Origin of the sequence: Streptomyces griseorubiginosus, assembly GCF_001514195.1 — a bacterium.
In the GTDB taxonomy this organism is placed as follows: Bacteria; Actinomycetota; Actinomycetes; order Streptomycetales; family Streptomycetaceae; genus Streptomyces; species Streptomyces griseorubiginosus.
Genome location: NZ_KQ948735.1, coordinates 508,902 through 535,751, shown reverse-complemented (window position 1 = coordinate 535,751; position 26,850 = coordinate 508,902). Strand labels below are relative to the sequence as shown.

Here is a 26,850-nt window from a genome sequence, read left to right as displayed (position 1 = left end):
GCGACGTCGTGGCTTGTCGCGCAGTTCCCCGCGCCCCTACGAGTTCAAGGACCCCTCTTTTCGACGATCCCTCAGTCTCCTCCAGGCATTTCGGCACGAGCAGGATGATCCCGAAGCCTGCTATTCACTCCTCGCCCGTGACGCCGTCGACCAGGTCGAGGCCTACGACGGTCCCGTCGCCGGGCGTACCGTCGTCGACGTCGGTGGGGGGAGCGGGTACTTCACCGAGGAGTTCCGCAGGCGGGGGGCCCGGGCGTTTCTCTTCGAGCCCGATCCCGGCGAACTCGGCGAGAAGCCGCCCGACTCCACCGTGATCGCCGACGGCTATCTGCTCCCCCTCCAGGACGCCTCCGCCGACGTCACCTTCTCCTCCAACGTGCTGGAGCACGTGGCCGATCCGCAGACCTTTCTCAGTGAGCTCGTCCGGGTCACCCGGCCCGGCGGCCTGATCTACGTGTCGTTCACCAACTGGCTGTCCCCGTGGGGCGGTCACGAGTGGGCGCCCTGGCACTACCTGGGTGCCGAACGGGCCCGGGCCCGCTATCGGCGCCGTACCGGGAAGGCCGCCAAGCACACCCTCGGCGAGAACCTGTTCGCCGTGCACATCGGCCCGACCCTGCGGCAGGTGCGTGCGCGGGACGACGTCACGGTCGTCTCGGCGCGCTCCCGCTACTGGCCCTTCCTCGCGGAGACCGTCGTCCGGGCTCCCGGCATCCGCGAGGTCGCCACCTGGAACCTCCTCCTCATCCTCCGGCGGTGTCCACCATGACGACGTCCACGGTCCAGGCCCCTCCTCCGGCAGCCGCCTCCAGCACCGCGATCATGTCGGGGCCGCCGGAGGGCCCCCGGTCGCGGCGCTGGCTGCTCGGGTTCTGGGCCGTGGTCCTCGTGCTGTTCCTGGCGGTGCACCCGGGACGGCAGACCTTCGACACCAAGCTCGGCGTCACCACGGACCCCGGACGGTTCCTCGCCGGTCTCGGGCAGTTGTGGCACGACCAGGGGTCCTTCGGCGGGATCCAGGACCAGTACGTCGGCTATCTGTGGCCGATGCTGCCGTTCTACTGGCTGGGCCACGCCCTCCAGTTGCCGGTGTGGCTGGTGGAGCGGCTGTGGCTGTCGCTGGTGGTGTCGGTCGCGTTCTGGGGCGCGCTCCGGCTGGCCGAGCGGCTGCGCGTCGGCAACGGGGCCGGCAGGCTGCTCGCCGCGGTCGCCTACGCACTGTGGCCGACGTTCACCATCGTCGTGGGCTCCACCTCCGCCGCCGCGCTGCCCGGCGCCTTCCTGCCCTGGGTACTGCTGCCGCTGACGAACGAGCGGTACAGCGCCCGCATCGCCGCCCTGCGCTCGGCGCTGGTCGTCCCGTTCATGGGCGGGGTGAACGCGGCCTCGACCCTCGCCGGTCTGCTGCCCGTCGGGCTGTACCTGCTGTCCCGGCCGCCCGGCCCCCGGCAGCGCAAGCTGATCTCCTGGTGGGTGCCGGGCGTGGTCCTGGCGACCGCCTGGTGGGTGATCCCGCTGCTGCTGCTCGGCTTCTACGGCGAGAACTTCCTGCCGTACGTCGAGAACGCGCGGACCACCACCGAGACGATGTCGGCGACGGAGGCCCTGCGCGGCGCCGGGAACTGGGTCGCCTATCTGCATCTGACGGAGGCGTGGCTGCCGGCCGGCTGGACCGTGGCCTCCTCGGTGATCGTGATCCTCTGCTCGGCGTTCGCGGCCGGGCTCGGCCTCGCGGGCCTGGCCAGGCGGGACATGCCGGAGCGACGCTGGCTGGTGCTGACCGCGCTGACGGCGGTCCTGGTGCTGCTCGCGGGGTACGGCGGCGCGTTCGGCGCACCCTTCCACGGGCTGGTGCAGGACTGGCTGAACGGCTGGCTCGCCCCCTTCCGCAACATCTACAAGTTCCAGCCGGGCCTCGCCCTCGCGCTGGTGCTGGGCCTGGCCCATCTGGTGGGGGTGGCCACCGAGCCCCGCGGGGCGAGAGAGGTCAGGGGGCGCCGGTACGCCCCGCTCGTGGCGGCCGTCCTGGTGCTGCCCGGGCTGATGTGGCCGTATCTCAACGGCTCGATCCTCAACCCGGGTTCCTTCCAGGAGCTGCCGAAGTACTGGCACGCCACGGCCGACTGGCTGGAGAAGTACTCCCCCGACTCGCGCGCCCTCGTCGTCCCGGCGACCGCGCACGGCATCTACACCTGGGGCTCTCCCATCGACCAGCCGCTCGACGTCCTCGCCGAGTCCCGCTGGGCGCAACGGGACTACGTCCCCTTCGGCACCCCCGGCAACCGGCGGGCCATGGACGCGGTCGAGCAGGCACTGATGACCGGCGGCGACATACCGGGCCTCGCCGACTACTTGAGCCGGGCCGGGGTCTACTACGTCGTCGTCCGCAACGATCTCGACCCGGACCAGATCGGCACCGTGTCGTCCTCGGTGGTCAAGCGGGCCCTCGAACAGTCCGGCTACGAGCGGGTGACCGGCATCGGGCCGCTCATGACGGGCGGCCGGATCGCGCACGACACCCCGCTCCAGATCGAGGGGCTCTACCCGAGGCAGCGGGCCGTGGAGATCTACCGGCCGGCGAGCGAGAGCGTGCCCCGGCCCGGACAGGCCCGTCTGCTGCCGGTCGCCGACACCGCCCAGGTGTCCGGCGGCCCCGAGTCGCTGCTGCCCCTGGCGACCGAACTGCGCGGCCGGGCCACGGTGTTGACCGGCGACAACCACCCCGGGCTCGGCACCCCGGCGCTCCAGATCGTCGGTGACGGGCTGCGGCGGGCCGACACCCGGTTCGGGCTCGTCAACGCGAACACGTCGTACACGTACACCGGCGACGAGCGGAACGCCTCCGGGGCCGCGCAGGACGCCGGGGAGAAACCGCACCAGATCCTGCCGACGAAGGGCCTCGACCACCAGACGGTCGCCGAACTGCGCGGCGCCCGTGCGGTGACGGCGTCCTCGTACGGCAACTGGCTCTTCCACCTGCCGCAGTTCGACCCGGTCAACGCCTTCGACGGCAACCCCGACACCGCGTGGGCGGAGGGCGTGGCGGGCTCGCCGGACGGGCAGTGGCTGCGCATCGACTTCTCCTACCCGGCGTACGACATGCCCTCGTCCTTCAAGGTCACGCCGTTGCCGCAGGAGAGTGTGCGGTCGGCGGCGACCGAGGTGCGGGTGCAGACGGAGAACGGGTCACAGACCAGCTTCCTGCGCGCCGACGGCTCCACGCAGAGCATCGAGGCGCCGCCCGGGACCACGGGGTGGATGAAGCTGACGATCACCGACTCGGTGGCGCGGCGCACCGGGCTCGCCGGGGCCGGGTTCTCGGAGATCGACCTGCCGCACGTGCAGGTGACCCGGCTGCTGCGGCTGCCGACCGACGCCGGCTCCTCCGACGCGTCCGCCGAGACCGTCTCCCTGCACCGGGTGCCCGACCCGGCGGGGATCTCCCCGACCGGCACCGAGGCGGGACTGCATCGCCGCTTCACCACCGAGGCCCAGGGGACGTACACGGTGAAGGCCAGCGCGGTGCCGGTGAGCGGGGAGGCCCTCGACAAGCTGCTGTACGAGGTCGCCCCGGACCAGCGCGACCGCATCACGGCGACCGCCGACTCCACGGCCACGCTCGGCACCGGGCTGTCCGCCCGCAACCTCACCGACGGCGACCTCACGACGGCCTGGATCGCGGGCGACCGCCCCACCATCCACCTCAGCTGGAACGGCAGACAGCCCGTCTCCGAGATCGTGCTGGCACCCGCGGGCGGCCTCTCCACCCGGCCCACCGAGGTCGACATCAGCTCACCCGACGGCGCGACGGTCGCCGGGGTCGACGAGAACGGCGCGGTGCGCTTCCCGGCGATCACCACCGACCGCCTCGACATCACGATCACCAAAACGGCCCCGCTGACCCTGCACAACCCGGTCGCCGACGAGGACCTCCAACTCCCGGTGGGCCTCACGGAGGCGTACCTCCCGGCCCTCGACCAGTACCGCACCCCGCAGCCCAAGGCCTCCCGGACGTTCTCGCTGCCGTGCGGGAAGGGCCCGGTGGTGGCGGTCGACGGCAAGCTGTACCAGACGGGCGTGTCGGGCCGGATCCGCGACCTGACCGACCGACGCCTGCTCACGGTGACGCTGTGCCAGAGCGGCCGCTCGGCACCCGAGTTGTCCCTCGCCTCCGGTGAACACGTAGTCGAGGCGGGCGACGCCGGACCCCTCACCCTCACCGACCTCACCCTGACCCGCGGCACGGTCGCCGAACCCACCGCTCTCACCCGCGAGTTGCGCATCCAGGACTGGCTCGGCGACAAACGGGAGGCCACCGTCGGCTCGGGAGCGTCCTCCTATCTGACGACGTACGAGAACTACAACGACGGCTGGAAGGCCACCCTGAACGGCAAGAGCCTGTCGTCGGTACGCCTGGACGGCTGGCAGCAGGGCTGGCGGATCCCCGCGGGCGCGGGCGGCACGGTGAAGCTGTCGTACGAGCCCGCGACGACGTACGACGGCGCGCTGATCGGCAGCGGGATCGCCCTGGCGGTCCTGGTGGGCCTGGTCCTGTGGCGCAGGCGCTCCCCGAACCCCGACGAACCGCAGCGGGTGCCTGCGGCGCCGGGCGTGTGGCTCGGGCTGGTCGCGCTCACCCTGGTGGGTGTGGTGATCGCCGGCTGGTTCGCCCTGCTGGTCCCGGCACTGGCGCTGCTCGCGTCGAGGCGGCACGGCCTGCTGGTGCCGATCGCCTTCGTGGCCCTGGCGGGGGCGGGGATCGCCGCGGCGGTCGGAGCCGGTGAGCCGGTGGGGGCGTCGCACGGGGCCTTCGGGCATGTGGCCCAACTGCTCGCTTTGATCGGCCTGTTCGCGGCTCTCGTGAGTGTGCGAGAGGAAGGGGACGACCCGGCATGACGACCCCCGCACGGATCCCGTTCCCGGTGGTGGACGAGGTCTCCCGCCACTGCCTCCAGGAGGAGGAACCGGAGACGGTCCACATCGAGGTGCACCTGCCCGGCCCACTGGACCCGGCCCGCATGAGAAAGGCGTTCACGGAGGCACTGCACCGCCATCCCCGGATCCTGATGCGGGAGGCGGCGGGGGGTTGGTACCGGCGCCGCTACGAGTGGGAACTGACCGAGAACCCGGACGTGGAGGTGGTGTCCTTTCCGGCTCCGGGACGGAACGCATTGCGGGACGCGAGGACAAGGGCACTGAGCCAAGCCCCGCCGCTTTCGCTGTCCCCACCGATCCGGCTGGAGGTGGTCGAGGAAGCGCACCACTCAACCGTCCTCTTCCTCACCATCAACCACACAGCCCTGGACGGCCCGGCCTGCCTCCGCATCCTCGCCACAGCCGCGGAGATCTACGGCGGCAAGGACAACTCGCCGACGCCCGCGCCCATCCGCCCCCCAGACCCCCCACAGTCCACGGACACCCCCTCCAACTGGACCCGCCCCGCCCGCGTAGCACCGGGCACCCCGGAGAAGTCCCCCGGCAACGGCCTCCTCGTCACCGAACTCCCCCTCCCCCACCGCCCCAAGGGCTCCCCCTACACGGTCAACGACCAGCTCATGGTCACCACCGCCCTGACGATCGCCCACTGGAACAGGGAGCACGGACAGTCCCCCCGCCCCCTCCGCATCACCATGCCCGTGGACGACCGCCCCAGGGACATGACGATGCCGATCGGAAACGGCACCCGCCTGGTCGAAGTCCCCTTCTCACCCACGGAGTTGACCAGCAAGCCCGAGGACATGCCCGACCTCCTGCGCCGCACCGCCCAGCGGACCCGCGCCCTCAAGTCCCTCACCCGCCCCCAACTCGGCCACGGCGCAGGCCTGCTCACCGCTCCGGTCACCCCGGTGACCTGGCGCGCGGCACTCACCAGAGGTCTCCGCAGGGCAGCCGCGCCCTGGACCTCCACCACCCTGCTCAGCAACATCGGCCGCATCCCGTACCCCCTGGACTTCGGCGAGGAGGCCGGTCGCGCGCACGCCGTGTGGTTCTCGGCGCCCGCCAGGATGCCCCGCGGCCTCACCGTCACGACCGCCTCCACCGCGGGCCGGCTGCATCTCGCCCTGCGCTGGTCGCGGACCCTGCTCGGCCACGGCGACGGCCACCACCTGCGGGACCTGTTCGAGCACTACCTGCACACCACGGAGGCAGCCCCGTGAACACCCCCGCGCCCCCGAGCGCCCCCGCACCGCCACGCCACCCCGGCCTGAGGGACTTCTACGAGAACCCCGCCGTCCCGGTCGCCTCCGGCACCCCCCGCTCCCTGCGCCAGGCCCGCATGCTGGCCAGAGCCCTCGCAACACCCGGCACCTCCGCGGCACCCGGAGCCACCACGGCCACCGTCCTGGACATCGGCTGCGGCGACGGCACCGCGGCCGCCACCGCCGCCCCGCTGCTGCCCGGTCACCGGATCATCGGTGTCGACTGGTCCCAGGACGCCCTCCGGCGGGCCCGCACCCGGCTGCCGTACGCGATCCGCGGTGAACTGACCGGCACCGGGCTGCCGTTCAGGGACGCCTCGGTGGACGCCGTGCTGTTCAGCGAGGTCGTCGAGCATCTCGTCGACCCGGACTCGGCCCTGGACGAGATCCGCCGCGTCCTGCGCCCCGGAGGTCATCTCATGTTGTCCACACCGAACCTGGCCGCCTGGTACAACCGCGGGCTGCTCCTCGCCGGGGTCCAGCCGGTGTTCTCGGAGGTGAGCCTGCGCGCGATCCACGGGCGGCCGGGCCGAGAGGTCGTGGGGCATCTGCGGCTGTACACGGCCCGTGCGCTCCGGGAGTTCGTCGCGGCGGCCGGCTTCGAGGTCGTACGGCTGGAAGGGGCCCCCTTCCACGGCGTGCCGCGTCCGCTGCGGGCACTGGACCGGCTGGCGTGTGCCAGACCCTCGCTCGCGTCGATCCTGCTGCTGCACGCGCGCAAGACCTAGGGGGGATCATGTGGTGGGGAGTGGCGGCGGCCCTGTTGGCGAACACCCTGTACAGCGTCGGATTCGTGCTGGAGAAGCGGGCGTTGACCTCTCTGCCGGAGGTGTCGATCCGTCAACCCGCCAAGCTGCTCGGGCTGGTGCTGCGCAGCCCGCTGTGGATCGGCGGGTCGCTGGCGCTGGCGGCCGGGTTCGGGGCGCAGCTCGCGGTGTACCGGACGTTGCCGATCGCGGCCGCGCAGGGCATCTTCGTCTCCGGCCTGGTGCTGCTGGTGCTGCTGTCCGCGCGGCTGCTGGGCGAGGAGACGACCGGCCGGGAACGGTACGCGCTGGGTGCCATCCTGCTCGCGCTGCTGATGGTCGTGCTGTCCCTGAAGGAGGGCTCGGACCGGGTCAGCCGGGACGCCCCCTACCAGCTGATCCTGCTGGTGTGCGTGCCGTCGCTTGCGGCGGGGGTGTGGCTGTACGGCTCCGCCGAGCGGCGCACCCGGCACCGGCACCGCATGCCGACGACCGGTGTGGAGTACGGCGTGGCGGTGGGCCTGCTGTACGGGGTCAGTTCGCTGGCGATCAAGGGCGTGTCGAGCTGTCTGACCTCAAGCGGCCTGGGCAGTGCGGTGGTTGAGGTACTGCGCTCCCCGTATCCGTATCTCCTGTTGTTCACCGGGGCGTTCGGCCTGGTGATGTCGCAGGCGGCGCTGCAACGCTGCCGGGCCTCGCTGATCGTGCCGGTGTGCACGACGGTGACCTGCCTGTACACGGCGGTGCTCGGCACGCTCTCGTTCGGCGAGTCCCTGCCCCACGACCCGCTGCGGCTCGCGCTGCGTCTCGCGGGCACGGTGCTCGCCGTCGCCGTGCTGCTGGCGATGCCCAAGCACGATCCGGCTCCTCAACCCCCTATCGGCGCCAAGGAGTTGACTCCCCCATGAACCCCGACGACCCGCTGCTCCAGATCCTGGCCTGTCCGCTCGACAAGGGCCCCCTGCATCTCGTGCCGCCGGACGAGGCCCTCTACAACCCGCGGCTGCGGCGCCGCTACCCGATCGTCGACGGCATCCCCCAGCTGCTGCCGGCCTCCGGTGAGCAGGTGTCGGACGAGGAGCACGAGGACCTGCTGAAGCGCTGCGCCGACGGCTCCGCCGAGGCTCCCGGGACCCCGGGGACGGCCTCGTGACCGGGCCCGCGCGCACCTGGGCGGCGAGAGTGGCCCCGCTGCTGCCGACCCCGCTCGTCGCGGCGGTCGCCCGGGCCGTGTACCCGCGCTTCGAGCCGGAGCTCGCCCGGCTGGCCGAGTTGTGCCCGGCGGGCTGCGGGACGGCCGTGGACGTGGGCGGCTGGTACGGGCCGTGGACGCGGCGGCTGGCCGGGCGGGCGCGGCGGGTGGTGACCGTCGAGCCGGTGCCGCACCTGGCCCGTCTGCTGACCTCGGCGGCCCCCGCGAACGTCCGGGTCGTGCAGGCCGCCGCTTCCGACAGGCCGGGGATAGCCCGGCTGTGGCTGCCGCCCGGCGACGAGGGCGACCGCGGGGTGTCCTCCCTGGTCCGGCGGGACATCCACGGCCGGGCGCTGGACGTGCCCTGCGTCACGCTGGACGAACTCGCCCTGACGGACGTCGGGTTCATCAAGATCGACGTGGACGGCAGCGAGCTGGCGGTGCTGCGCGGGGCGACCGGCATCCTCGCGCGCGACCGGCCCGCGCTCTTCGTGGAGCTGGAGTCCCGGATCCAGCCGATCGCCCCGGTGGTGACGTACCTCTCGCTGCTCGGCTACGACGGCTGGGTGCTGCCCCGCACCACGTGGGTCCCGCTCTCCGGCTTCCCCCTGGAGGCGCACCAGGCGCGGGCCTCGTACGTCGTCTCGCAGGGCCTGCTGCGCCGGGTGCTGCCCTTCGTGCACCGTCCGCGGTACGTCAACTCGGTGCTGTTCCTGCCGGACGGGCGCAGGCCCGGTGTCAGTGCCGTCGGGGACGATGGGGACCATGCCCTCCGGAAAGCCCCCGGCTAGCCCGTTCACCGTCGACGACTTCCAGCTGGTCCTGCTGCGCCGCATGGCCGACCACAATCCCGGCCCGGTGGAGGACGCCCGGCGTGCCCTCGGTGTCTCGATCGCGGAGATGCGGGAGGCCAACCGGCGCTGGCAGGCGATGGTCCGCTCCCCGCGCGCCCGCGCCGCCGCCTCCCGGTACCGCTCGGTCCTCGGCACCCCGGAGACCGTCCTCACGCGCAAGGTGGGTGACCTGGAGTGCGAGGCGTGGCTGTGGCCCGTGCCGCTCTGGCCCGACCTGCGCTTCGAGGTCCTGCTCGCGCCGACCGGCGCGGTGTGGAACGAGTGGCTGATCCGGGCGCCCGGCGCGACCGGCCCCGCCCTGCGCACCCTCGCCGACCTCACCCCCTGGTCCTGCACGGTCGACGAGGCGGCCCGCGCCTTCGCCCCGGCGCGTCCGCTGGAGGGCACGGCACCGACCCGCTGGGGGCTGTCATTCACCGCCCCGGACGAGGAGGGGGTCCGGCGGGAGGTGGTCGCCGAGTTCACCTGGGGCCTGCTCCAGAGATGGCAGCCGCGCTGACGCGCTCCGCCGCCGCATCCCCACCAGCGTGGCCAGGTCCGCCGCCAGGGGTATCTCGATCGTGTCCAGGGCCGGGTGCTCCAGCCAGTGCAGCCGGGGCCGGTCCACCGACTCCCCGTGCCGGGGCGGCCAGTCCGTCGCCGGGGTGAAGTCGTCGACGACGATCCGGCCGCCGGGGACCAGGAGGCGGGCCGGGTCCGCGGGCGCGTCGGCGGGCGTCTTGCCGGTGCCCCCGCCGTCCAGGACCAGCAGGTCGTAGGGGCCGTCGGCCTCGACGCGGGTCCAGTCGCCGCACAGGACCCGCACGTCGGGGCGGTCGGCGAAGACCTCGGAGGCGACCTGAGCCCACTCCGGGTCACGCTCGACGCTGACCAGCCGTACGCCGTCCCGCGCCCCCGAGGCCAGCCACGCGAGCCCGACCCCGCAGCCGGTGCCCGTCTCCCCGATCGCCTCGCGCGCCCCGCCCGCCAGGGCGTGCAGCAGACGGCCCTGTTCGGGGCGGCAGGAGTACGGGAAGCCGTGCGCGCGGGCCGCGGCGAGGGCCCGCTCGACGAGCGGCGGGAGCCCGGTCTCCCGGTCGTACGCGTCCGTTCCGGAGAGCGACATGGCCGTGATGCTGCCAGCCGTCAGACCGCCGTCGCCACCGGATCGGCCACCCGATCAGACTCCGGATCCGCCACGAGGTCCGCGACCACACAGCTGACGTTGTCCGGGCCGCCCGCCGCGTTCGCCGCGTCGACCAGGGCGTGCACGGCCGCCTCGGGGTCGGCGGCGGAGGTGAGCAGCTCACGGACGGTGGCGTCGGGGACGACCGCGGAGAGCCCGTCGGAGCACAGGAGGTAGCGGTCGCCGGGTTCCGCGTCCCGCAGCCCGAGGTCGGGCGCCGCGGTGGTGAGGGCCTTGAGGAGCAGGGCGCGCTGGGGGTGGGTGACGGCCTCCTCGGCGGTCAGCCGGCCCTCGTCGACCAGCGACTGGACGACCGTGTGGTCGTGGGTGATGCGGAAGAGGGCGCCGCCGCGCAGGAGGTAGGCGCGGGAGTCGCCGATGTGCACCAGGGCGAGACGGGAGCCCGTCCACAGCAGGGCGGTCAGGGTGGTGCCGGTCCCGTCGGTGCCGTCGCCGGCGTCGCGTGCCGCCTCGGTCGCCCCGTGCACGGCGTCCTCCAGGACGTTGAGGACGTCACCGGCCGGAAGCTCGGCACTGTCCAGGAACCGCAGGGCCGCCACGGCCGCGCTGCCGGCGGACGCGCCGGCCGGGCCGTAGCCGTCGGCGACCGCGAGGAGGCGGGCGCCCGCGTAGGCCGTGTCCTGGTTGGCGGCGCGGACCCGGCCGCGGTCCGAGTGGGCGCAGTAGCGCAGTTCGAGCATGGTGGTGTCCTTCCTCGGGGGAGCGGTCAGCTCGTCGACGAGGAACGCGGCGAGATCCCGCCGCACGGCCGTCTGCGCCTCCACCTCGGCCCAGTACGCCCGGATCTCCCCGGCGGCCGCGGCGGGCGGCAGGGCGCACACCGTGCGGATCCGGGCCAGCGGCATGCCGAGGCGGCGCAGCCACGCCACCAGGCGGGCCTGCTCCAGCTGGGCCGGGGCGTAGTAGCGGTAGCCGGTGTGAGGGTCGACGCGGGCCGGACGCAGCAGCTCCAGCTCGTCGTAGAGCCGCAGTGCCTTCGGCGACAGGCGGCACGCCCGCGCGAAGGCGCCGATCGTCAGCCACTCCATACGGTCTCCTCCGTTCCTCGGTCCCGATGGTGGGGGTTCACCGAGGGGGAGGGTAAAGGGGTTGCCGGGGTTTCCCCCGCCCCGGTTAGCCTGCCGGACGTGCCCCCGAGGAAAGGAACCCCCGTGCCCCGAGTCGCCCTCGTCACCTACGACCCCCGGCCGGAGCCCAGCAAGGACACCGACCTGCCCGTGCTGGTGGAGGCGCTGCGCGCGGCCGGGGCCGAGGCGGAGGCCGTGTTCTGGGACGCCGACGTCGACTGGTCCGGCTACGACCTGGCCGTGATCCGCTCCACCTGGGACTACAGCTGGCGGGCGGCCGAGTTCACGGCGTGGGCGGAGCGGTGCGGCAAGGCGACCCGGCTCGCCAACCCGGCGCAGGTCGTGCGCTGGAACACCGACAAGCGCTACCTCGGGGAACTGGACCGGGCGGGCGTGCCGGTGGTGCCGACCGGATACATCGCGCCCGGCGACCCGCTCTCCCTGCCGACCGACCACGAGTACGTCGTCAAGCCCACGTCCGGGGCGGGTGCGCGGTACGCCGCCCGCTACACGCCCGAGCGGCAGGAGGATGCCGTACGGCAACTGGAGCGCATGCACGCCGAGGGGCTCACGGCGATGGTCCAGCCGTACATGCGGGGCATCGACGCGGGCGGTGAGCGGGCGCTCCAGTTCTTCGGGGGCCGGCTCCTGCACGCCAGCCGCAAACGGGCTGTCCTCAGCTCCGGCATCGCCTTCGACGCGGACAAGGTGGCCCACCCGGGACTGGAGCCCTGGATCCCGACCCCGGCCGAGGTCGCCGTCGCCGAGCGGGCCCTGGCCGCCGTACCGGAGGCGCCGGAACTGCTGTACGCGCGCGTGGACCTCGTCGACGGGGAGGACGGACAGCCGCGGGTCATGGAACTGGAGCTGGTCGAGCCGAACCTCTTCCTGTTCCTGCATCCGGGTTCGCTGCCGCGGGTGGTGGAGGCGGTGCTGGCGGCCGCGCGACGGTGAGGCCGGGTCCGTGATCGGGTAGGACCCACAGGCGACGACAGCTTAGGAGTGGTGAAGCGTGACCTCTCTCTTCCCGGCCCTCAGGGATGCCACGGCGGACCGTCCCGCGCTGCGGTTCGGTGACCGCGCCCTGACGTACGCCGAACTCGCCGCCGCGGCGGACACGCTGGCCGGCCGCATCGCGGGCTACGACCGGGTGGCCGTCTGGGCGACCCCGGAACTGGAGACCGCGGTGGCCGTGGTGGCGGTGCTGGAGGCCGGTGTCGCCGCGGTGCCGCTCAACCCGAAGTCCGGGGAGAAGGAGCTCGGGCACATCCTCGGCGACAGCGCGCCGGGCGTGCTGCTCGCCGCGCCGGGCGCGGAACTCCCCGCCGCCGTGCGGCACTTGGAGCACATCGAGGTCGAGGTGCACGGCACCGGCGGCGCGGCACCGGAGAGCCGCGCCCTGGACGGCGACCCCGCCCTGGTCGTCTACACCTCCGGCACCACGGGCCCGCCGAAGGGTGCCGTGATCCCCCGCCGGGCCGTCGCCGCCACCCTGGACGCCCTCGCCGACGCCTGGCAGTGGACCGGGGACGACGTCCTCGTGCACGCCCTGCCGCTCTTCCACGTCCACGGCCTGGTCATCGGCATCCTCGGGCCGCTGCGCCGCGGCGGCTCGGTCCGCCACCTCGGCCGCTTCGGCACCGACGGGGTGGCCCGCGAGCTGAACGCCGGCGCGACCATGCTCTTCGGCGTCCCGACGATGTACCACCGCATCGCCGAAACCCTGGAGCGGGACCCGGAGTTGGTGAAGGCACTCGCCGGTGCCCGGCTGCTGGTGTCCGGTTCGGCGGCGCTCCCGGTGCACGACCACGAACGCATCGCGGCCGCCACCGGCCGCCGGGTCGTCGAGCGCTACGGCATGACCGAGACCCTCATGAACACCGGTGTGCGCGCGGACGGCGACCCGCGCCCCGGGACCGTGGGCCCCCCGCTGCCGGGTGTCGAGCTGCGGCTGGTGGAGGAGGACGGGTCCGCGATCCCGTCGTACGACGGTGAGACGGTCGGCGAGATCCAGGTGCGCGGCCCGAACCTGTTCACCGAGTACCTCAACCGGCCGGACGCGACGGCGGCCGCGTTCACGGCGGACGGCTGGTTCCGGACGGGGGACATGGCCGTGCGGGACGCGGACGGGTACGTCCGGATCGTCGGCCGGAAGGCCACCGACCTGATCAAGAGCGGCGGGTACAAGATCGGGGCGGGTGAGATCGAGAACGCGCTCCTCGAACACCCGGGAGTGCGCGAGGCGGCCGTGACCGGGGAGCCGGACCCCGATCTGGGCGAGCGGATCGTGGCGTGGATCGTCCCGGCGGACCCGGAATCGCCCCCGGAACTCGAGGAGTTGGCCGATCACGTGGCCCGGCGTCTCGCCCCGCACAAGCGGCCCCGGGTCCTGCACCGCCTCGCCGCGCTCCCCCGCAACGACATGGGGAAGATCATGAAGCGGGCCCTGCGTGCCTGAGCGCCGGTCCGCCCGCGAGGTCATCGCCCTCGTCGCCGACGACTTCGCCGAAATCCCCTCCCCCGCACGGCGGTCCGGGCCCGACGGCCCGCTCGCCTGGCAGGGTTACGACGCCTCGCTCGCCCGTGCCGCCGAGCGCACCGGCGAGGCGGAGTCGGTCGTCTGCGGCACCGCGCACGTCGAGGGCGTCCGGGCCGTGCTGATCGCCTTCGAGTTCGGGTTCCTCGGCGGTTCCCTGGGCGAGCGCACCGGCGACCGGCTGGAGGCGGCGTACACGTACGCCAGGGAACACCGCCTGCCCGTCGTCCCGTTGGTGGCCACCGGCGGCAGCCGGATGCAGGAGGGCATGCTCGCGCTGACCCAACTCCAGCGGGTGGCACGGCAGTCGGCGCTCACCAGGGAGGCCGGGCTCCCCCAGATCGCGGTGCTGCGCGACCCCACCACGGGCGGCGGCTGGGCCACCCTCGGCGCGGGCGCGGACGTGGTGCTCGCCCTCCCCGGCGCCCAGGTCGGCTTCGCGGGCTCCCGGGTCCGGCCGCCGGACGCGGACCCCGCGGCGTACACGGCGGAGGCCCAGGTGGCGGCGGGCGCGGCGGACGCGGTGGTGGCGGAGGAGGAGCTGCGGGACACGCTGGGCCGGTGGCTGCGGCTGCTGACGTCCACGTCGAGCGAACCCGCCCCGGTGCCCGCCCCGCTCGGCGCCACCGAGCTGCCCGGCACCGGCTGGGACGCGGTGCGGCGCGCCCGCTCGCCCGAGCGGCCTCGCGCGCGGGCCTATCTGGACGCCTACTTCACCGACCGGGTGGCCGTCTCCGGCGACCGGTGCGGCGGCACCGACCCCGGGATGCTCTGCGGCTTCGGGGAGCGGGGCGGCCGTACGGTCGCGTACGCGGCGCAGATTGGCACGGCCACCCGCCCGGCCGGCTACCGCACCGCCTCCCGGCTGATCCGCCTCGCGGACCGGCTCGGCATTCCGGTGCTCACGCTGGTGGACACCCCGGGCGCGGCCAACGACGCCGAGGCCGAGCGTCAGGGCGCGGGCGCGGCGATCGCCGACCTGTTCGTCACGGTGGCCGCCGTCCGGACCCCGGTCACCACCCTCCTGATCGGCGAGGGCGGCTCCGGCGGGGCGCTTGCCCTCGCGGCACCCGGGAACACGTACGCCACCCCGGACAGCTACTTCTCGGTCATCGCCCCGGAGTCGGCGGCGGCGATCCTCAAGCGCCCGCCGCAGGAGGCCGAGGCGACGGCGGACCAGCTCCGCATCCGTCCGCAGGACCTGGTGGAACTGGGGGTGGTCCGGGAGCCCGGTACATGACGGACCCTCACGGAAGCCTGCTCTCCCGATGACCCTGCGTCAGAACATTTACCGAACGCTTATATCGGGCATAACAGACAAAACCCCCCATTCAGCGGCACCCCACCCGGCCCCCCAGGAAAGGCGCCCGCTCCCCCGCCCCCGCACGATGCCACTAGGCCCGCCACCCGGCGCGGCCCACGGTCTGTGCTCTCGGGAGGACCTGCCATGACCGCCAGTCTGGAGCAGCTGCGCCGCTGCCACTTCGCCGTCGACCTGGGCGCGGCGAGGACCCGGGTGTACGTGAAGGGGGCCGGGCTCGTCGTCGATCAGCCGTCGGCCGCCGCCGTGAACACCAAGACCGGCGCGCTGATCGCGGTCGGGGAGTTCGCCGAGAAGATGACCGGCCGCACCCCCGACTACATCCGGGTCGTCCGGCCCGTCTCCGGGGGCACCGTCGTCGACATCGAGATGGCCCAGCGGATGCTGCGCCATCTGCTCGGCGACAAGATCCGCCGGGCGCTGCGCCGCAAGCCCATCCTGCGGGCCGCCGCCTGCACCCCGCACGACGCCGACCCGCTGGCCCAGCGCGCCGCCATCGAGACCCTGGTCGGACTCGGCGCGCGCCGCGTCGAGCTCGTCGACACCCTGATCGCCGCCGCCGTCGGCTGCGGACTGCCCGTCGAGCGGCCCGAGGCCACCATGATCATGGTGTGCGGGGCCGCCGCCACCCAGGTCGCCGTGCTCTCCCTCGGGTCGATCGTGACCGCCGAGCGCATTCCGGTCGGCGGCGAGGCCGTGGACCACGCGATCGTCCAGCACCTGCGCCACGAGCACGAACTGATGCTGCCCAGCCAGTCCGTACGGCCGCTCCAGCTGGCCCTGTCCGGCAACGGCCTCACCCCGCAGGGTCCCGCGTCCACCGAGATCCACGGGCGGGACGTGGCCACCGGCCTCGCCCGTTCCGTGCAGGTCGACACCGCCGCCGTCCGGGACGCCATCGAGACCCCGCTGACCGCCGTCCTGGACGGCATCGGCCGGGTGCTGCGCAACTGCCCGCCGGACCTGGTGGCCGACCTCGCCGACCGCGGGATCATGATGGTCGGCGGCTCCGCGCTGCTCCCCGGCCTCGACCAGATGCTGCGGCACGCCACGGGGATGCCGGTGCACATCGCCGAGCGTCCCGACGTCTGTGCCGTACAGGGCCTGGGGTACATGCTGGAGGGCCGTATCGAGCCACTGTCGCTGGACCCGTTGGCGGGCTGAGAGTCGGCGGGGACGCCGTGCGGGCCGGGCTCAGCGGCCGGATCCGTCAGCCGGCGTCGGTCAGGATCGGCCAGTCGGCGTCCGGGCCACCCCCCCCCCCGGCGTCGGGGCCGGATCCGTCAGTCGGCGTCGGGGCCAGATCCATCAGGTGGCTTCGGGTGCCCGGGTCAGAGGGCGAACCAGCAGCGGACCGTGGTGCCGGCCGGGTTCGTGTGGACGCGGACGAGGTCGGCGACGAGGTTGACGATGAGCAGGCCGCGGCCGCCCCGCTGGTCCCGGGAGGCCGGGCGGCGGCCCGCCAGCAGGTCCGAGAGGCGCCCCTGGTCGTGGACCTCGCACACCACGTACCCGTCCTCTGCCCACACCCGCAGCCGGCCCGAACCGCCGCCGTGCACCACGCTGTTGGTGGTCAGCTCGGCGACGGCCAGGGCCAGGTCGTCGAGCCGGGGCGACACGAGACCGAACCGCGCGGCCGCGTCGGTGGCGAGGTGCCGCACCTCGCCGAGCACGTCGGAGACGAAGGTGTGCGCGGGGACCTCGGGCGCAGGGGGCAGGGGTTCGTTGTAGCGGGCGTGGACCGCCTCGTAGTCGTACGGCGGGCTCTCCCGCTCCCGGCCGGAGCCCGCGTCGACGATCACGGGGTGGGTGCCGTAGGCGTCGGCGACGACCTGCGGATCGAGGCGCTGGATGTCGTACGGGCACAGGATGGTGACGGTCCGCCCCTGGAACGCGGCGTTGATCAGCGCCTCGTGCTGCACACAGGCGGGGTACTCGGTGGCGCTGCGGCCCGCCCAGATCGGCTCGCCGACGATCCGCACCCGGGTGCCGGGCGACTGGGCGTCGGCGAAGGCGCTCAGCACCCCGGGGATGATCCGGCCGGGGTTGCGCCCGACCTCCCGCATGTCGAGGAACCGCACCCCCTCACCGGTGCCGATCTCCCGCTTCAGCAGCCGCAGGTTCTCGGTCGGCACGGCGACGGCCACCGGCTCCCCGGCGGCGAGGCCCTTCCGCACGAACGGCACCACGCCGGCCAGGTACTCCTGCTGGTCACGGTAGAAGAGCGCGGGATGCACGAAGGGGCCCGCGGGCTCGGTCACGGCGGTCATCGCGGCCTCACCGTGTTCCCGTGCACCCGAAGGCGGCGCCGTGACGCTTCGTATCCGATGTACACACCCACTCCCCACTGCCGTCCGGACGCTCTCTCCTCCGATACGTCTCCCCTCCCGGGAATTCTCTCAGCAATACCTGGACGAGTCCGCGTTTACCCCCGGCGGACGCCGCTCATTCCCCGGCGAGCCGGGGGTGTAGGCCACCGCCCTCAGGGCAGGCGCACTCCAGTAACGCCGATCCAGCACGGCCACACCCAGGGCCGGGGCGGGCCGGCGGTGATCGGTGACTCAACGTCGTGACGACTGTGGGGAGCAGCGAGGCGGACATGAGCTCAGCGACACACACCACGCTCGCGGGGCAGCTGAACGCCCTGACCGTCGAGGGCCGCGTGGACGGGACCACGGCCGTGCTCACCCCGCGCGGCAATCTGGTCCACGGCTGCGCGGACACCCTGTCCAGGGCCCTCGCCCGGCTGCCGGAGGGCATCGACCGGGTCGAGCTGGACCTGCGGGGCGTCACCTTCATGGACACGGCGGGACTCCAGCTGCTGGAAGTGCTCGACACCTACGGCCGCCGTCGCGGCGTGCCGGTGTCGGCGACGGGCTGGAACGAGCAGCCGCAGCGCGTCCTGAAGATGGCGGGCCTGGACCCCGAGGACCCGCTGAACGGCCCCGGGACGCGCCGCGAGCCGGTGCCCTCGGTGGTGGTCCTGGAGCGCACACAGCAACTGGATCTGCTGCGCACGGAGGTGGAGCAGCTGCGCCGGGCGATCGTGACCCGCCCGCTCATCGACCAGGCGCGCGGGGTCCTGATGGCCACCCACGCCTGCTCGTCCGACCAGGCGTGGGACATCCTGCGGGAGGCCTCGCAGCTCTCCAACACCAAGCTGCGCAAGGTCGCCGCGGTGGTCACGGCCGGGGCCGTGGGCGAGGAGCCGGACGCGTCGCCCGCGGTACGGCGGGCGCTGCGGACGGCGATCGACAGGTACCTGAACTGACGTCCGCCTGAACCGGCCTCCGCCTGAACCGACTTCATCGTCGGCCGAAGAGGCCGTCAGGGACTGCCAGGGGCCGTCAGTACGGCAGGAGCCGCCCCGACGGGGTCCGGCGGTCGATCTCGGGCTGCCGGGTGTCACGGGTGGACGAGGGCCGACGGGTGACGCGAACACGGATCTGGCGGTTCATGGCGCCCTCCTCGGGCTGCGTTGCTGTTCCCCGACACGGACCGGCCTCGCCCTCGAGACCCGCCCGCACATCGTGCCCACGGAGGCACCTGCACTGCCGCCCCGGGACGACCGCCCGCCCTCTCGCTACTCCCGGGGGAGTTCAACTACCCCCGGGAGACCCCGATCAAGCCTGGTCCGGTCCGCGCGGCGGGGACACGTGGAGACACGGCCCCGCGCAGGGGGGCGCACGCCGGAGCCTTATCCCAGTCCATTTTCGGCAATATCCGGTCAAGACTTCCCAATGAACGCTTGTGAGCTTGTGCGACGGCCCCGATCATTGGCCGAATCCCGCCTGTCCCGCTCATTCCGCAGGAGCCCCTGGTGACCGCTGGCCCCCTGACCAAAGAGCCGGCCGGCCCGCCGGCGGCAGCCCAGTCGGAGCGGCAGAAGCTGCGCAAGCACTTCGGCCGGTTCGACATCCTGTTCTTCCTGCTGTGCACGATCGTCGGCGTCGACACCATCGGCACGGTGGCCTCCAAGGGCGCGGAGGCGTTCACCTGGCTCATCGTGCTGGCCCTCGTGTTCTTCGTCCCCTCGGCGCTGCTCACCGCCGAACTCGGCGCCGCCTTCCCCGACGAGGGCGGCCCCTACATATGGACCAGCCGCGCCTTCGGCCGCCTGGCCGGCGCGGTCAACAATTTCCTGTACTGGATCACCAATCCGGTGTGGCTGGGCGGCACCCTCTCCGTCTCGGCCGTCACCGCGTACACGACCTTCTTCAACGACGGCAAGGACCTGAGCACCCCCGCCTTCTACGTCTTCACCCTGGTGTTCGTGTGGGTGGGCGTGCTCGCCGCGATCCTCTCCTTCGACGTCGGCAAGTGGATCCCCACCGTCGGCGCCTGGAGCCGCTTCCTCCTGCTCGGCCTGTTCACCGTCACCGTCGTGGTCTACGGCGTCCAGCACGGCCTGCACGGATTCGGGCTCGGCGACTTCTCCCCCACGTACGCGGGCTTCGTCGGTCTGGTGCCGGTCCTGATGTTCAACTTCGTCGGCTTCGAACTGCCCAGCACCGCGGGCGACGAGATGACCGACGCGCAGAAGGACGTGCCGTACGCCGTCTTCCGCAGCGCCGCCCTCTCCGTGCTCCTCTACGCCCTGCCGATCCTCGGCATCCTGCTGGTCCTGCCCGTCAAGGCCATCTCCGGCCTCGGCGGCTTCATCGACGCGATCCGGCAGGTCTTCACGGTCTACGGCGGCCATGTCGCCGGCGACGGCACCGCGTCCCTGAGCGGGGCGGGCAGCGTGCTCGGGGACCTCGCCGCGGTCCTGTTCATCCTCACGGTGCTGTCCTCGGGCGTGACCTGGGTGATGGGCTCCGACCGCGCGCTCGCCGTCTCCGGGTACGACGGCGCGGCCCCGCGCTTCCTCGGCGTCATCTCCAGCCGCTTCGGCACCCCGGTCCGGGTCAACGTCCTCAGCGGCCTGGTCTCCACCGCCGTCCTGGTGCTGGCCCACGAACTGACGAACGGCAGCGCGGCGAAGCTCTTCGGCGCGGTCCTTGGCCTGGCCGTCTCCACGACGCTGGTCAGCTACCTGGGCATCTTCCCGGCGCTCGCGGTGCTGCGCCGCAGGGCCCCCGGTGTCCCGCGTCCCTACCGGGCCCCGGCGCCGCTGCTGATCAGCATCGTGCTCACCGTGCTCGTCGTGTTCGCCACCGTGCAGTTGGTCGCCCCGGGCGCCGGTGACCACTGGTTCGGATCCGCCTACGCCCCGTCCGGCTGGAGCCACGCCGAGCGCGGGAAGTACCTGCTCACCGAGCTCGTCCCGCTCGTCGGGTTCATGCTCCTCGGCGTGCTGTTCTGGGCGCTGGGCAGGCCGACGCGGCGGGCGGAGGCGGCGTTGCGGGAGACACCGGCCGGGTGACGGACGTCATTGACAACCGTGATCCACCAGGGTTGTCATGAGCACATGGTCCGACCTGCCGGTGTCCCATGGGTTCACCACCCCCGCTGACCGGGCGCCGAGAGCTCCTCGACCTCGCCCGCACCGCGCAGGGAGTGCTCCTCCACGGCCCCGAGGGGATCGGCAGGTCCACCCTCCTGACCGCACTGACGGCCGACGCCCCCGGCGCGGTCCTGCGCTGCGCACCCGCCGAGGAGGACGCCCCACTCCCCTGCGCCGGGCTCGTGGACCTGTTCGCACGGGTGCCGGAGCACTGCCTGGAGTCCCTGGCGCCCGGGCTCCGCACGGCACTTGAGGCGGCCCTGCTGCGGGGCGCGGCACCGGCGGACCACCGTGACCGGCTCGCGCTCCGCGTCGCCGTGCTCGACACCCTGCGCGCGCTGGCCGCGAGCGGCCCCGTCCTGCTGGTCGTCGACGACGTGCAGTGGCTCGACGAGCCGACCGCCGACCTGCTCGCCTTCGCGGTTCGCCGCCTGGACGGCCTCGACATCCGCGTCCTGGCCGCCGAGCGCGTGCCCGAGGGCGAGCAGCCGACGCGCCTGCGCTGCTGCCCTCCGGGCACCCTCGAACTCCCCGTCCCGCCGCTGACGGACGAGGAGGTGGCCCACCTCGTCCGCACCGACCTCGGCACCGTCCTGTCCCCGTCGGCGGTACGCGCCGTCCAGGAACTCCCCGCCGGAAACCCTTGGTACGCGCGGGAGTTGGGCCGGGCCGCACACAAGACGCACGGGCTGCCCCAATCACCGCTCGCGGGCCGGACCGGACTGCCGGCGACACCGACCGCCGGCCCGCACGGCACGGACGTGCCCCCCAGACTCCGCGGCCACCTCCTGCGCCGGGTCCGCCTCCTCCCCGACCCGGCCCGGTTCGCCCTGCTCCTCGCCAGCGCCGCCGCGCGGCCCGGTCTCACGGTGCTGCGGGCCGCCGGGCTGTCCGATCCGGCCGCCGACCTCGCGGCGGCCGAACGGCTCGGCGTCGCGGCCGTCGACGCCGACGGGGCCGTACACTTCCGGCACCCGCTGCTCCGGGCCGCCGTGTACGCCGACGCCCCGGGCAGCGACCGCAGACGGGCGCACGCCCTGCTGGCCGACGCGGTGACCGAGCCGGTGGAGCGGGCCCGGCACCTGGCCCACGCCCGTCCCTACGAGGACGAGGGCACGGCCCGCACCCTGATGTCGGCGGCGGACACCGCCCGGCGCGAGGGCGCGCCCGACACCGGCTTCGAACTCGCCGCGCTCGCCGTCCGGCGCACCCCGGGCGACCGTCCCGCGGACCGCGCCGACCGGCTGCTGGCCGCGGCCGAGTACGCCTGCGACGCCGGGCGGATCGAGGAGGCGGGCGAGGCCGCCGGTGCCGTCCTCACCGAGTCGGACTCCGCGCACCGCCGGGTGCGGGCCCGCCTCATCCTGCTGCGCAACGCCGGTCAAGCACTGGAGGGCGCGGGCGACTTGATCGAGGAGGGCCTCCAGGACGCCCTGGGCGACCCGGAGTCGGAGGCACGGCTGCACCACTGGGCGGCCGTACGGGGCCTGTTGTGCGGGGAGCTGGAGGAGGCCGACCGGCACGCGCGGCAGGCCGCCGAGGTGGGCGACACCGAGACCCGGGTCGCGGCACTGGCCACGCTCGCCCGGGTGCGCTCGCTGGCCGGTGCGCCGCTCGCCGCCGAGGCCGCGCTGGAGGCCGCCCTCGCGCTGAGCGGCGGCACCGGGGGCGGTCCGGAGAGCTGGCGGCTGATCCGGATGCGGGCGATCCTCGCCCTGGACTCCGACCGGGTCACCGAGGCCCACGAGCAGCTCACCCGACTCCTCGCGGCCGTCGGCGAGTTGGCCGGAGTCGAGGACGTCCTGGCGACCCTGGTGGCGCTGACCCGGGTGCAGGTGCGCGCCGGGCACTGCCGGGAGGCCCTGCTCACCGCGGACCGCTGTGCGAGGCCGCTCGCGGAGGCGGGCGTACCGGCGGCTCCGGCGCTGTACGCGGCGGCGCTCGCGGCTACCGTGGGCGGCACCGCGGAGGAGGCCCGGCGGCTCGCCGGACAGGCGGTGCGTGCTTCCGAGGCCGACGGCGACCGGCTGTTCCTGCTGCGCGCGCTGGCCGTACTGGGACAGGCCGAACTGCTCGGCGGCGACCCGCGGGGGGCCGCGGCCGCCGTGGAGGCGCTCCAACGGGTGCGGGAGCTGGGCAAGGCGATGTCCGCCGCCGACCCGCCCCTGCTGCACTGGTACGCCGACCTGGCCGAGGCGCTGGTCGTGCTCGGCGAGACCGACGAGGCCGGGGCGGTGGTACGGGAGGCTCGTGCCCGGGTGTCCGCTGCCACGCCCGGCAGTGTGCTGGCCGCGCTGGAGCGGGCGGAAGGGCTGCGGGAGGCGGGGCTAGGCCGGGCCAAGGAGGGCGCGGCGCGGCTGCGGGCCGCGGTCGAGCGGCTGCGCCGGCTGCCGCTCCCGGTCGAGCTGGTGCGCACCCTGATCGCGCTCGGTGCGGTCGAACGCCGCTCGCGGCGCCGGAGTTCGGCGCGCGGGGTCCTCGGCGAGGCCCTGGAGACGGCCACCCGGATCGGTGCCGCCCCGCTCGCCTGCCGGGCCCGGGAGGAGCTGGCCAGGGTGGACACCGGGGAAAGGGCCGGCGAGACGGGCGGGCCCGAACTCACCCCGACGGAGGCGCGGATCGCCGCGCTGGTCGGTGGCGGGGCCACCAACAGGGAAGTCGCCGCGGAGCTGTTCATCAGCGTCAAGACGGTCGAGGGGGCGCTGTCCCGGGTCTACCGCAAGATCGGCGTCCGCTCCCGCACCGCGCTCGCGCACGCGATGGCCGTGACGGTCCTCGCGACCGGGGCGGCCGTGAACACGGGCGACGACGACCAAGTGCAGCCGCCCGTACAGGCGGTGACGGTCAGTCAGCAGGGCCGGGTCCGGTTCTCCCGCACTTCCGACACCCGCCGTTAACACGTGACGCAAGGGTTCCCCCGCTTATGGGCAGGGGTCCGCTGTTCCTACGGTGAAGCCGTTCCCGCCTCAGGGACGCAACCCCCACTCTCCGGAGGACTCAGTGAAGTCACGCCTGAAGCTGGTCGGTCTGGTCGCCGTGCCGGCCCTGCTCTCCGCGGCCGTCCCCGCCGCCTACGCGGCGAACGCGGCGCAGCCGCACACCACCCGCGCGGCCGTCGCCGGAGACGTCGTCAAGGGCCTCGACACGCAGGCGAAGCGCACCGGTTCGGTCGCGGCCGGCAAGCGGATACCCGTGGCGATCAGCCTGTCCCCCAGAGGCGGTTCGGCCCTCGACACCTTCGTGGCGAAGGTCAGCGACCCGCACTCGGCGTCCTACGGCCACTATCTGACGAAGGCTCAGTTCGCGGCCCGCTTCGGTCGCACCGACGCCGAGGTCAAGCAGCTCACGCGGTACCTGCACGCGCAGGGTCTGACCGTCGGCAAGGTCCACGCGGGCAACCTGCTGGTCGACGCCACCGGCACCGCCGCCCAGCTGGAGAAGGCCTTCGGCACCAAGCTGTCCACGTTCAAGGACGCCAGGTCGGGCCGTTCCTTCTACGCCAACGACAGCGCGCCCACCCTCCCCACCGCCCTCGCCTCCCTGGTCAGTGACGTGGCGGGCCTCAACAACCACGCCCAGCTGCACCACCAGGCCATTCCCCGCACGGTCTCCCCGCACAACGGGCCGGGCGGCGGCTACACCCCGGCCCAGCTCAAGGGCGGCTACAACGTCTCCGGGACCTACACGGGCAGCGGCCAGAAGATCGCGCTGATCGAGTTCGACGGCTTCCAGCAGTCCAACATCACCAAGTACGACACCAACTACGGCCTGGGCTCGCCCACTCCGACCGTGTCCAAGGTGGACGGCGGTTCCGGCGCGCTGGGTGACGGGCAGGTCGAGGTCGAGCTGGACATCGAGGTCCTGCACGCGATCGCCCCCAAGGCCGGCGTCACCGTCTTCGAGGGCCCCAACTCCGACGCCGGTGAGGTCGACACCTACCAGGCCATCGTCGACAGCGGCATCCCGACCACCTCGATCAGCTGGGGCGCCGCCGAGTCCGCCCGCACCACCTCCAACATCAACGCGGTCGACGCGGTCTTCAAGGCGGGCGCCGCCCAGGGCCTCGGCTTCTACGCGGCCTCCGGCGACGACGGCTCCGACGACGCGGGCGACGGCGGCACCTCCGTCGACTACCCGGCGAGCGACCCGTACGTCACGGGCGTCGGCGGCACCAAGCTGACCGTCACCTCGGCCAACGCCTTCAGCAAGGAGGTGGCCTGGTCCGGCGGCGGTGGCGGCAAGTCCAGCGTCTTCAAGATCCCGAGCTGGCAGACCGCGGTGCAGAGGAGCGCGGGCGGCGGCTTCCGCCAGGTCCCGGACGTCTCCGCGCACGCCAACCCCAGCCCCGGCGTCTCGATCTACTCGCAGGGCAGCTGGTCCTCGGTGGGCGGCACCAGCGCGGCGGCCCCGGAGTGGGCGGCCTTCGCGGCCCTCTACAACCAGCAGGCCGCGGCAGCCGGCAAGGCCAACCTCGGCTTCGCCAACCCCGCCCTCTACGCGGCGAACGGCACCGGCTTCCACGACATCACCAGCGGCAGCAACGGCGCCTACTCGGCCGCCACGGGCTGGGACTTCACCACGGGCTGGGGCTCGTACAACGCGGCGACCCTGGCGACGAAGCTCCTGGGCTGACGCCGGCGAAGCTGCTGGGCTGACGCCGAGCGGGCCGGGGGTGATCGCCTCACCCCCGGCCCGTACGACTGTCTCAACCGATGGCGTACGCCCGGTACACCGTCTCCACCGAGCGGTCGCCCGCCGCGTCGGTCACCTCGGAGCGCAGGGCGACCGCGCCGGAGGCCGGGTTGTGGACGGTGGCCTGCCAGGTGGAGCCGGAGTGCCTGACGGTGGCCGCCTTCCAGGTCTTGCCTCCGTCGGCGGACGACCAGACCTTGACGGCCTTGGCGGTCACCGTGGTGAACCGCAGGTCGGGGCCCTGGGAGCCGCGCCCGGCGCTCACGTCGACGGTCGTGGTGCTGCTCGGCGCGGCCTGGTTGCGGCTGTTCAGCCCGGTGGGCAGGAAGCGGGTCAGGAAGACCGGCGCGACCATCGACTTGGCCGGATCCGCCTTGAAGTGCCAGTCGAGGGTGACGCGCGAGGAGAGCATGCCGGCGGGGAAGGTGATGCCGGGGTGGTAGCGGTGGGCGTCGACGGTCAGCTGGTACCAGCCCGCCGAATGGATACCGGCGACGAACTCCGCGTCACCCGTACCCCACTGGGTCAGGGTCTGCTTCTTGACAGTGGTGCTCCCCTTGGTGAGAACCACTGTCTCCTTCGTCGTGTCGGCATCGTCGGCACCGACGTCGGGGTCTCCGATCATGGCCCCCGGAATGAAGGCGACCTCGTGCTGAGCGACCATCGGCAGGTAGTGCATCGGACTCCACACTGCCCGGCCGAAGTACTGCGTGAAGTTCTGCGTCGCCTTCAGCGTCCTGACCTTCGGAAATCCCCCGCTGACGCCCGTGCCGTCGCTCCCGCTGATGTCGTCGCGTGGCTGCCAGGTCCCCGGCGTCACATGGACGGTGGCCGTGTAGGGGCCGTTTTCGTCACGCACGTCGGCCATCAGGTCGGTGGTGCAGTCGTCGACCTTCGGCTCGGCCTGGAGCGCGGTGTGGACCTGCTCTCCCATCTCCGTTCCACTGCGCACCGAGAAGTGGACCGTCGCCAGCCCCGACCGCTTGTACGTCGCGCTGGGAGCGGTCGGGATACCAGTGGCGTTCTTCACCGCGACATAGCTGTCCTTGCCCGTCCACTGCGCCATGTACCCGAACTGCAGCAGCTTGGAGGAGTTCGGGATGGCATAGAGGGCCCCCTGGTAGTTCCAGCCACCCGCACTGAAGGCGTCGGGCATGTTGCTGACAGCCGCACACACCTGCGCACTGATCCGCGGTGGACCCGTGACGTCGGCAGGCGTGTCGAGCGACATCTTGACTGGCTTGCCCTTGCGGGCGTCCAGCGTCACCGACGTGCTGCCCGACACCCGGACGACCTGCGCACCGATGGTGTCGGTGCCGAGCCCCTCCGTGCCGTGCTCCCATATGTCGGTCATCGCGATGTAGCGCCCCGCCGCGAGGCTGAGCCGCTTGCCCGAGGCGATTCTGTACGTCTGCCCCGACGGCACGGCCACGACCGTGACCGTCGTCGCGACCTTGACCCCGTGCCGCCCCAGCGTCGTGACCGTCAGCGAGCTCGAAGCCGCCTGCGCGGCACCGCCGGCGGCGGCCGACGCCAGCAGTGCGGCCACCCCCGCGACAGCGATCGATCTCCGTCGCACCCTCATCAAAACCCCTCCTGGCCCCGAAGTC

The 26,850-nt window shown here is 73.3% G+C and carries 20 protein-coding genes; 16 read left to right on the top strand and 4 right to left on the bottom strand.

Annotation, left to right across the window (positions count from 1 at the left end; all coding sequences use genetic code 11):
* The first annotated feature begins 13 nt into the window (after positions 1-13).
* From AQJ54_RS08875 to AQJ54_RS08840, 8 genes are read left to right on the top strand one after another with little or no spacing between them, the layout of a single operon-like run.
* The gene (locus AQJ54_RS08875) at positions 14-769 is read left to right on the top strand and encodes a class I SAM-dependent methyltransferase (RefSeq protein WP_062027912.1); all 756 of its coding nucleotides are present in this window, start codon (positions 14-16) and stop codon (positions 767-769) included.
* Positions 766-4,896, top strand: a complete 4,131-nt coding sequence (locus AQJ54_RS08870; RefSeq protein WP_062235734.1) for an alpha-(1->3)-arabinofuranosyltransferase — start codon at positions 766-768, stop codon at positions 4,894-4,896. The genes AQJ54_RS08875 and AQJ54_RS08870 overlap by 4 nt, the downstream gene beginning before the upstream one ends.
* The gene (locus AQJ54_RS08865; protein ID WP_062235731.1) at positions 4,893-6,158 is read left to right on the top strand and encodes a condensation protein; all 1,266 of its coding nucleotides are present in this window, start codon (positions 4,893-4,895) and stop codon (positions 6,156-6,158) included. Before AQJ54_RS08870 ends, AQJ54_RS08865 begins: the two co-directional genes overlap by 4 nt.
* Complete coding sequence (locus AQJ54_RS08860; RefSeq protein WP_062235729.1) at positions 6,155-6,928, top strand: class I SAM-dependent methyltransferase; 774 nt, start codon at positions 6,155-6,157, stop codon at positions 6,926-6,928. The genes AQJ54_RS08865 and AQJ54_RS08860 overlap by 4 nt, the downstream gene beginning before the upstream one ends.
* Before the next feature lie 20 nt (positions 6,929-6,948).
* Positions 6,949-7,854 carry a hypothetical protein gene (locus AQJ54_RS08855; protein ID WP_062027904.1) on the top strand — a complete coding sequence of 302 codons (906 nt, stop codon included), beginning with the start codon at positions 6,949-6,951 and terminating at the stop codon, positions 7,852-7,854.
* Entirely contained in the window at positions 7,851-8,099 is a 249-nt protein-coding gene (locus AQJ54_RS08850) for a Trm112 family protein (protein WP_062027898.1), read from the top strand. Before AQJ54_RS08855 ends, AQJ54_RS08850 begins: the two co-directional genes overlap by 4 nt.
* Positions 8,096-8,929, top strand: a complete 834-nt coding sequence (locus AQJ54_RS08845; protein WP_062235727.1) for an FkbM family methyltransferase — start codon at positions 8,096-8,098, stop codon at positions 8,927-8,929. Before AQJ54_RS08850 ends, AQJ54_RS08845 begins: the two co-directional genes overlap by 4 nt.
* Complete coding sequence (locus AQJ54_RS08840) at positions 8,895-9,491, top strand: hypothetical protein (RefSeq protein WP_062235724.1); 597 nt, start codon at positions 8,895-8,897, stop codon at positions 9,489-9,491. Before AQJ54_RS08845 ends, AQJ54_RS08840 begins: the two co-directional genes overlap by 35 nt.
* Here the strand turns inward: AQJ54_RS08840 and AQJ54_RS08835 are convergent.
* Together AQJ54_RS08835 and AQJ54_RS08830 are read right to left on the bottom strand one after the other, a co-directional pair.
* Positions 9,402-10,097, bottom strand: a complete 696-nt coding sequence (locus AQJ54_RS08835; protein WP_062235722.1) for an O-methyltransferase — start codon at positions 10,095-10,097, stop codon at positions 9,402-9,404. The genes AQJ54_RS08840 and AQJ54_RS08835 overlap by 90 nt on opposite strands.
* Before the next feature lie 20 nt (positions 10,098-10,117).
* On the bottom strand, positions 10,118-11,206 hold the full coding sequence (locus AQJ54_RS08830) for a MerR family transcriptional regulator (RefSeq protein WP_062235719.1): 1,089 nt from the start codon (positions 11,204-11,206) through the stop codon (positions 10,118-10,120).
* A 123-nt stretch (positions 11,207-11,329) separates the two neighbouring features.
* Here AQJ54_RS08830 and AQJ54_RS08825 point away from each other — a divergent pair, with 123 nt between their 5' ends.
* From AQJ54_RS08825 to AQJ54_RS08810, 4 genes are all read left to right on the top strand, one after another.
* The gene (locus AQJ54_RS08825; RefSeq protein WP_062235716.1) at positions 11,330-12,199 is read left to right on the top strand and encodes an ATP-grasp domain-containing protein; all 870 of its coding nucleotides are present in this window, start codon (positions 11,330-11,332) and stop codon (positions 12,197-12,199) included.
* Between the two features lie 58 nt (positions 12,200-12,257).
* A complete protein-coding gene (locus AQJ54_RS08820) occupies positions 12,258-13,703 on the top strand; it encodes an acyl-CoA synthetase (protein ID WP_062235714.1) in 1,446 nt (481 codons plus the stop codon).
* On the top strand, positions 13,696-15,021 hold the full coding sequence (locus tag AQJ54_RS08815; protein ID WP_062235711.1) for a carboxyl transferase domain-containing protein: 1,326 nt from the start codon (positions 13,696-13,698) through the stop codon (positions 15,019-15,021). The genes AQJ54_RS08820 and AQJ54_RS08815 overlap by 8 nt, the downstream gene beginning before the upstream one ends.
* A gap of 207 nt (positions 15,022-15,228) precedes the next feature.
* Complete coding sequence (locus AQJ54_RS08810) at positions 15,229-16,266, top strand: rod shape-determining protein (RefSeq protein ID WP_062027886.1); 1,038 nt, start codon at positions 15,229-15,231, stop codon at positions 16,264-16,266.
* A gap of 167 nt (positions 16,267-16,433) precedes the next feature.
* Here the strand turns inward: AQJ54_RS08810 and AQJ54_RS08805 are convergent, their stop codons facing one another.
* Positions 16,434-17,372, bottom strand: coding sequence for an anti-sigma factor RsbA family regulatory protein (locus tag AQJ54_RS08805; RefSeq protein WP_062027884.1), 939 nt, complete (start codon positions 17,370-17,372; stop codon positions 16,434-16,436).
* Between the two features lie 329 nt (positions 17,373-17,701).
* Between AQJ54_RS08805 and AQJ54_RS08800 the strand changes: the two genes are divergently transcribed.
* From AQJ54_RS08800 to AQJ54_RS08785, 4 genes are all read left to right on the top strand, one after another.
* Positions 17,702-18,373 carry an ANTAR domain-containing protein gene (locus AQJ54_RS08800; RefSeq protein WP_062235708.1) on the top strand — a complete coding sequence of 224 codons (672 nt, stop codon included), beginning with the start codon at positions 17,702-17,704 and terminating at the stop codon, positions 18,371-18,373.
* Between the two features lie 549 nt (positions 18,374-18,922).
* Complete coding sequence (locus AQJ54_RS08795; RefSeq protein WP_062027880.1) at positions 18,923-20,467, top strand: APC family permease; 1,545 nt, start codon at positions 18,923-18,925, stop codon at positions 20,465-20,467.
* Positions 20,468-20,535: 68 nt separating this feature from the next.
* Positions 20,536-23,445: a helix-turn-helix transcriptional regulator gene (locus AQJ54_RS08790; RefSeq protein WP_062235706.1), complete on the top strand. Its 2,910-nt coding sequence runs from the start codon at positions 20,536-20,538 to the stop codon at positions 23,443-23,445.
* A gap of 103 nt (positions 23,446-23,548) precedes the next feature.
* Entirely contained in the window at positions 23,549-25,180 is a 1,632-nt protein-coding gene (locus tag AQJ54_RS08785; protein WP_062235702.1) for a S53 family peptidase, read from the top strand.
* 73 nt (positions 25,181-25,253) lie between these two features.
* Here the strand turns inward: AQJ54_RS08785 and AQJ54_RS08780 are convergent, their stop codons facing one another.
* Positions 25,254-26,825, bottom strand: coding sequence for a hypothetical protein (locus tag AQJ54_RS08780; RefSeq protein ID WP_159055514.1), 1,572 nt, complete (start codon positions 26,823-26,825; stop codon positions 25,254-25,256).
* Between the last annotated feature and the right edge of the window lie 25 nt (positions 26,826-26,850).

Coding starts and splice junctions, on each gene's coding strand:
- AQJ54_RS08870 (WP_062235734.1), top strand. CDS start 766: ATGACGACGTCCACGGTCCAGGCCCCTCCTCCGGCAGCCGCCTCCAGC.
- AQJ54_RS08865 (WP_062235731.1), top strand. CDS start 4,893: ATGACGACCCCCGCACGGATCCCGTTCCCGGTGGTGGACGAGGTCTCC.
- AQJ54_RS08850 (WP_062027898.1), top strand. CDS start 7,851: ATGAACCCCGACGACCCGCTGCTCCAGATCCTGGCCTGTCCGCTCGAC.
- AQJ54_RS08840 (WP_062235724.1), top strand. CDS start 8,895: ATGGGGACCATGCCCTCCGGAAAGCCCCCGGCTAGCCCGTTCACCGTC.
- AQJ54_RS08835 (WP_062235722.1), bottom strand. CDS start 10,097: ATGTCGCTCTCCGGAACGGACGCGTACGACCGGGAGACCGGGCTCCCG.
- AQJ54_RS08830 (WP_062235719.1), bottom strand. CDS start 11,206: ATGGAGTGGCTGACGATCGGCGCCTTCGCGCGGGCGTGCCGCCTGTCG.
- AQJ54_RS08810 (WP_062027886.1), top strand. CDS start 15,229: ATGACCGCCAGTCTGGAGCAGCTGCGCCGCTGCCACTTCGCCGTCGAC.
- AQJ54_RS08805 (WP_062027884.1), bottom strand. CDS start 17,372: ATGACCGCCGTGACCGAGCCCGCGGGCCCCTTCGTGCATCCCGCGCTC.
- AQJ54_RS08800 (WP_062235708.1), top strand. CDS start 17,702: ATGAGCTCAGCGACACACACCACGCTCGCGGGGCAGCTGAACGCCCTG.
- AQJ54_RS08790 (WP_062235706.1), top strand. CDS start 20,536: ATGGGTTCACCACCCCCGCTGACCGGGCGCCGAGAGCTCCTCGACCTC.
- AQJ54_RS08780 (WP_159055514.1), bottom strand. CDS start 26,825: ATGAGGGTGCGACGGAGATCGATCGCTGTCGCGGGGGTGGCCGCACTG.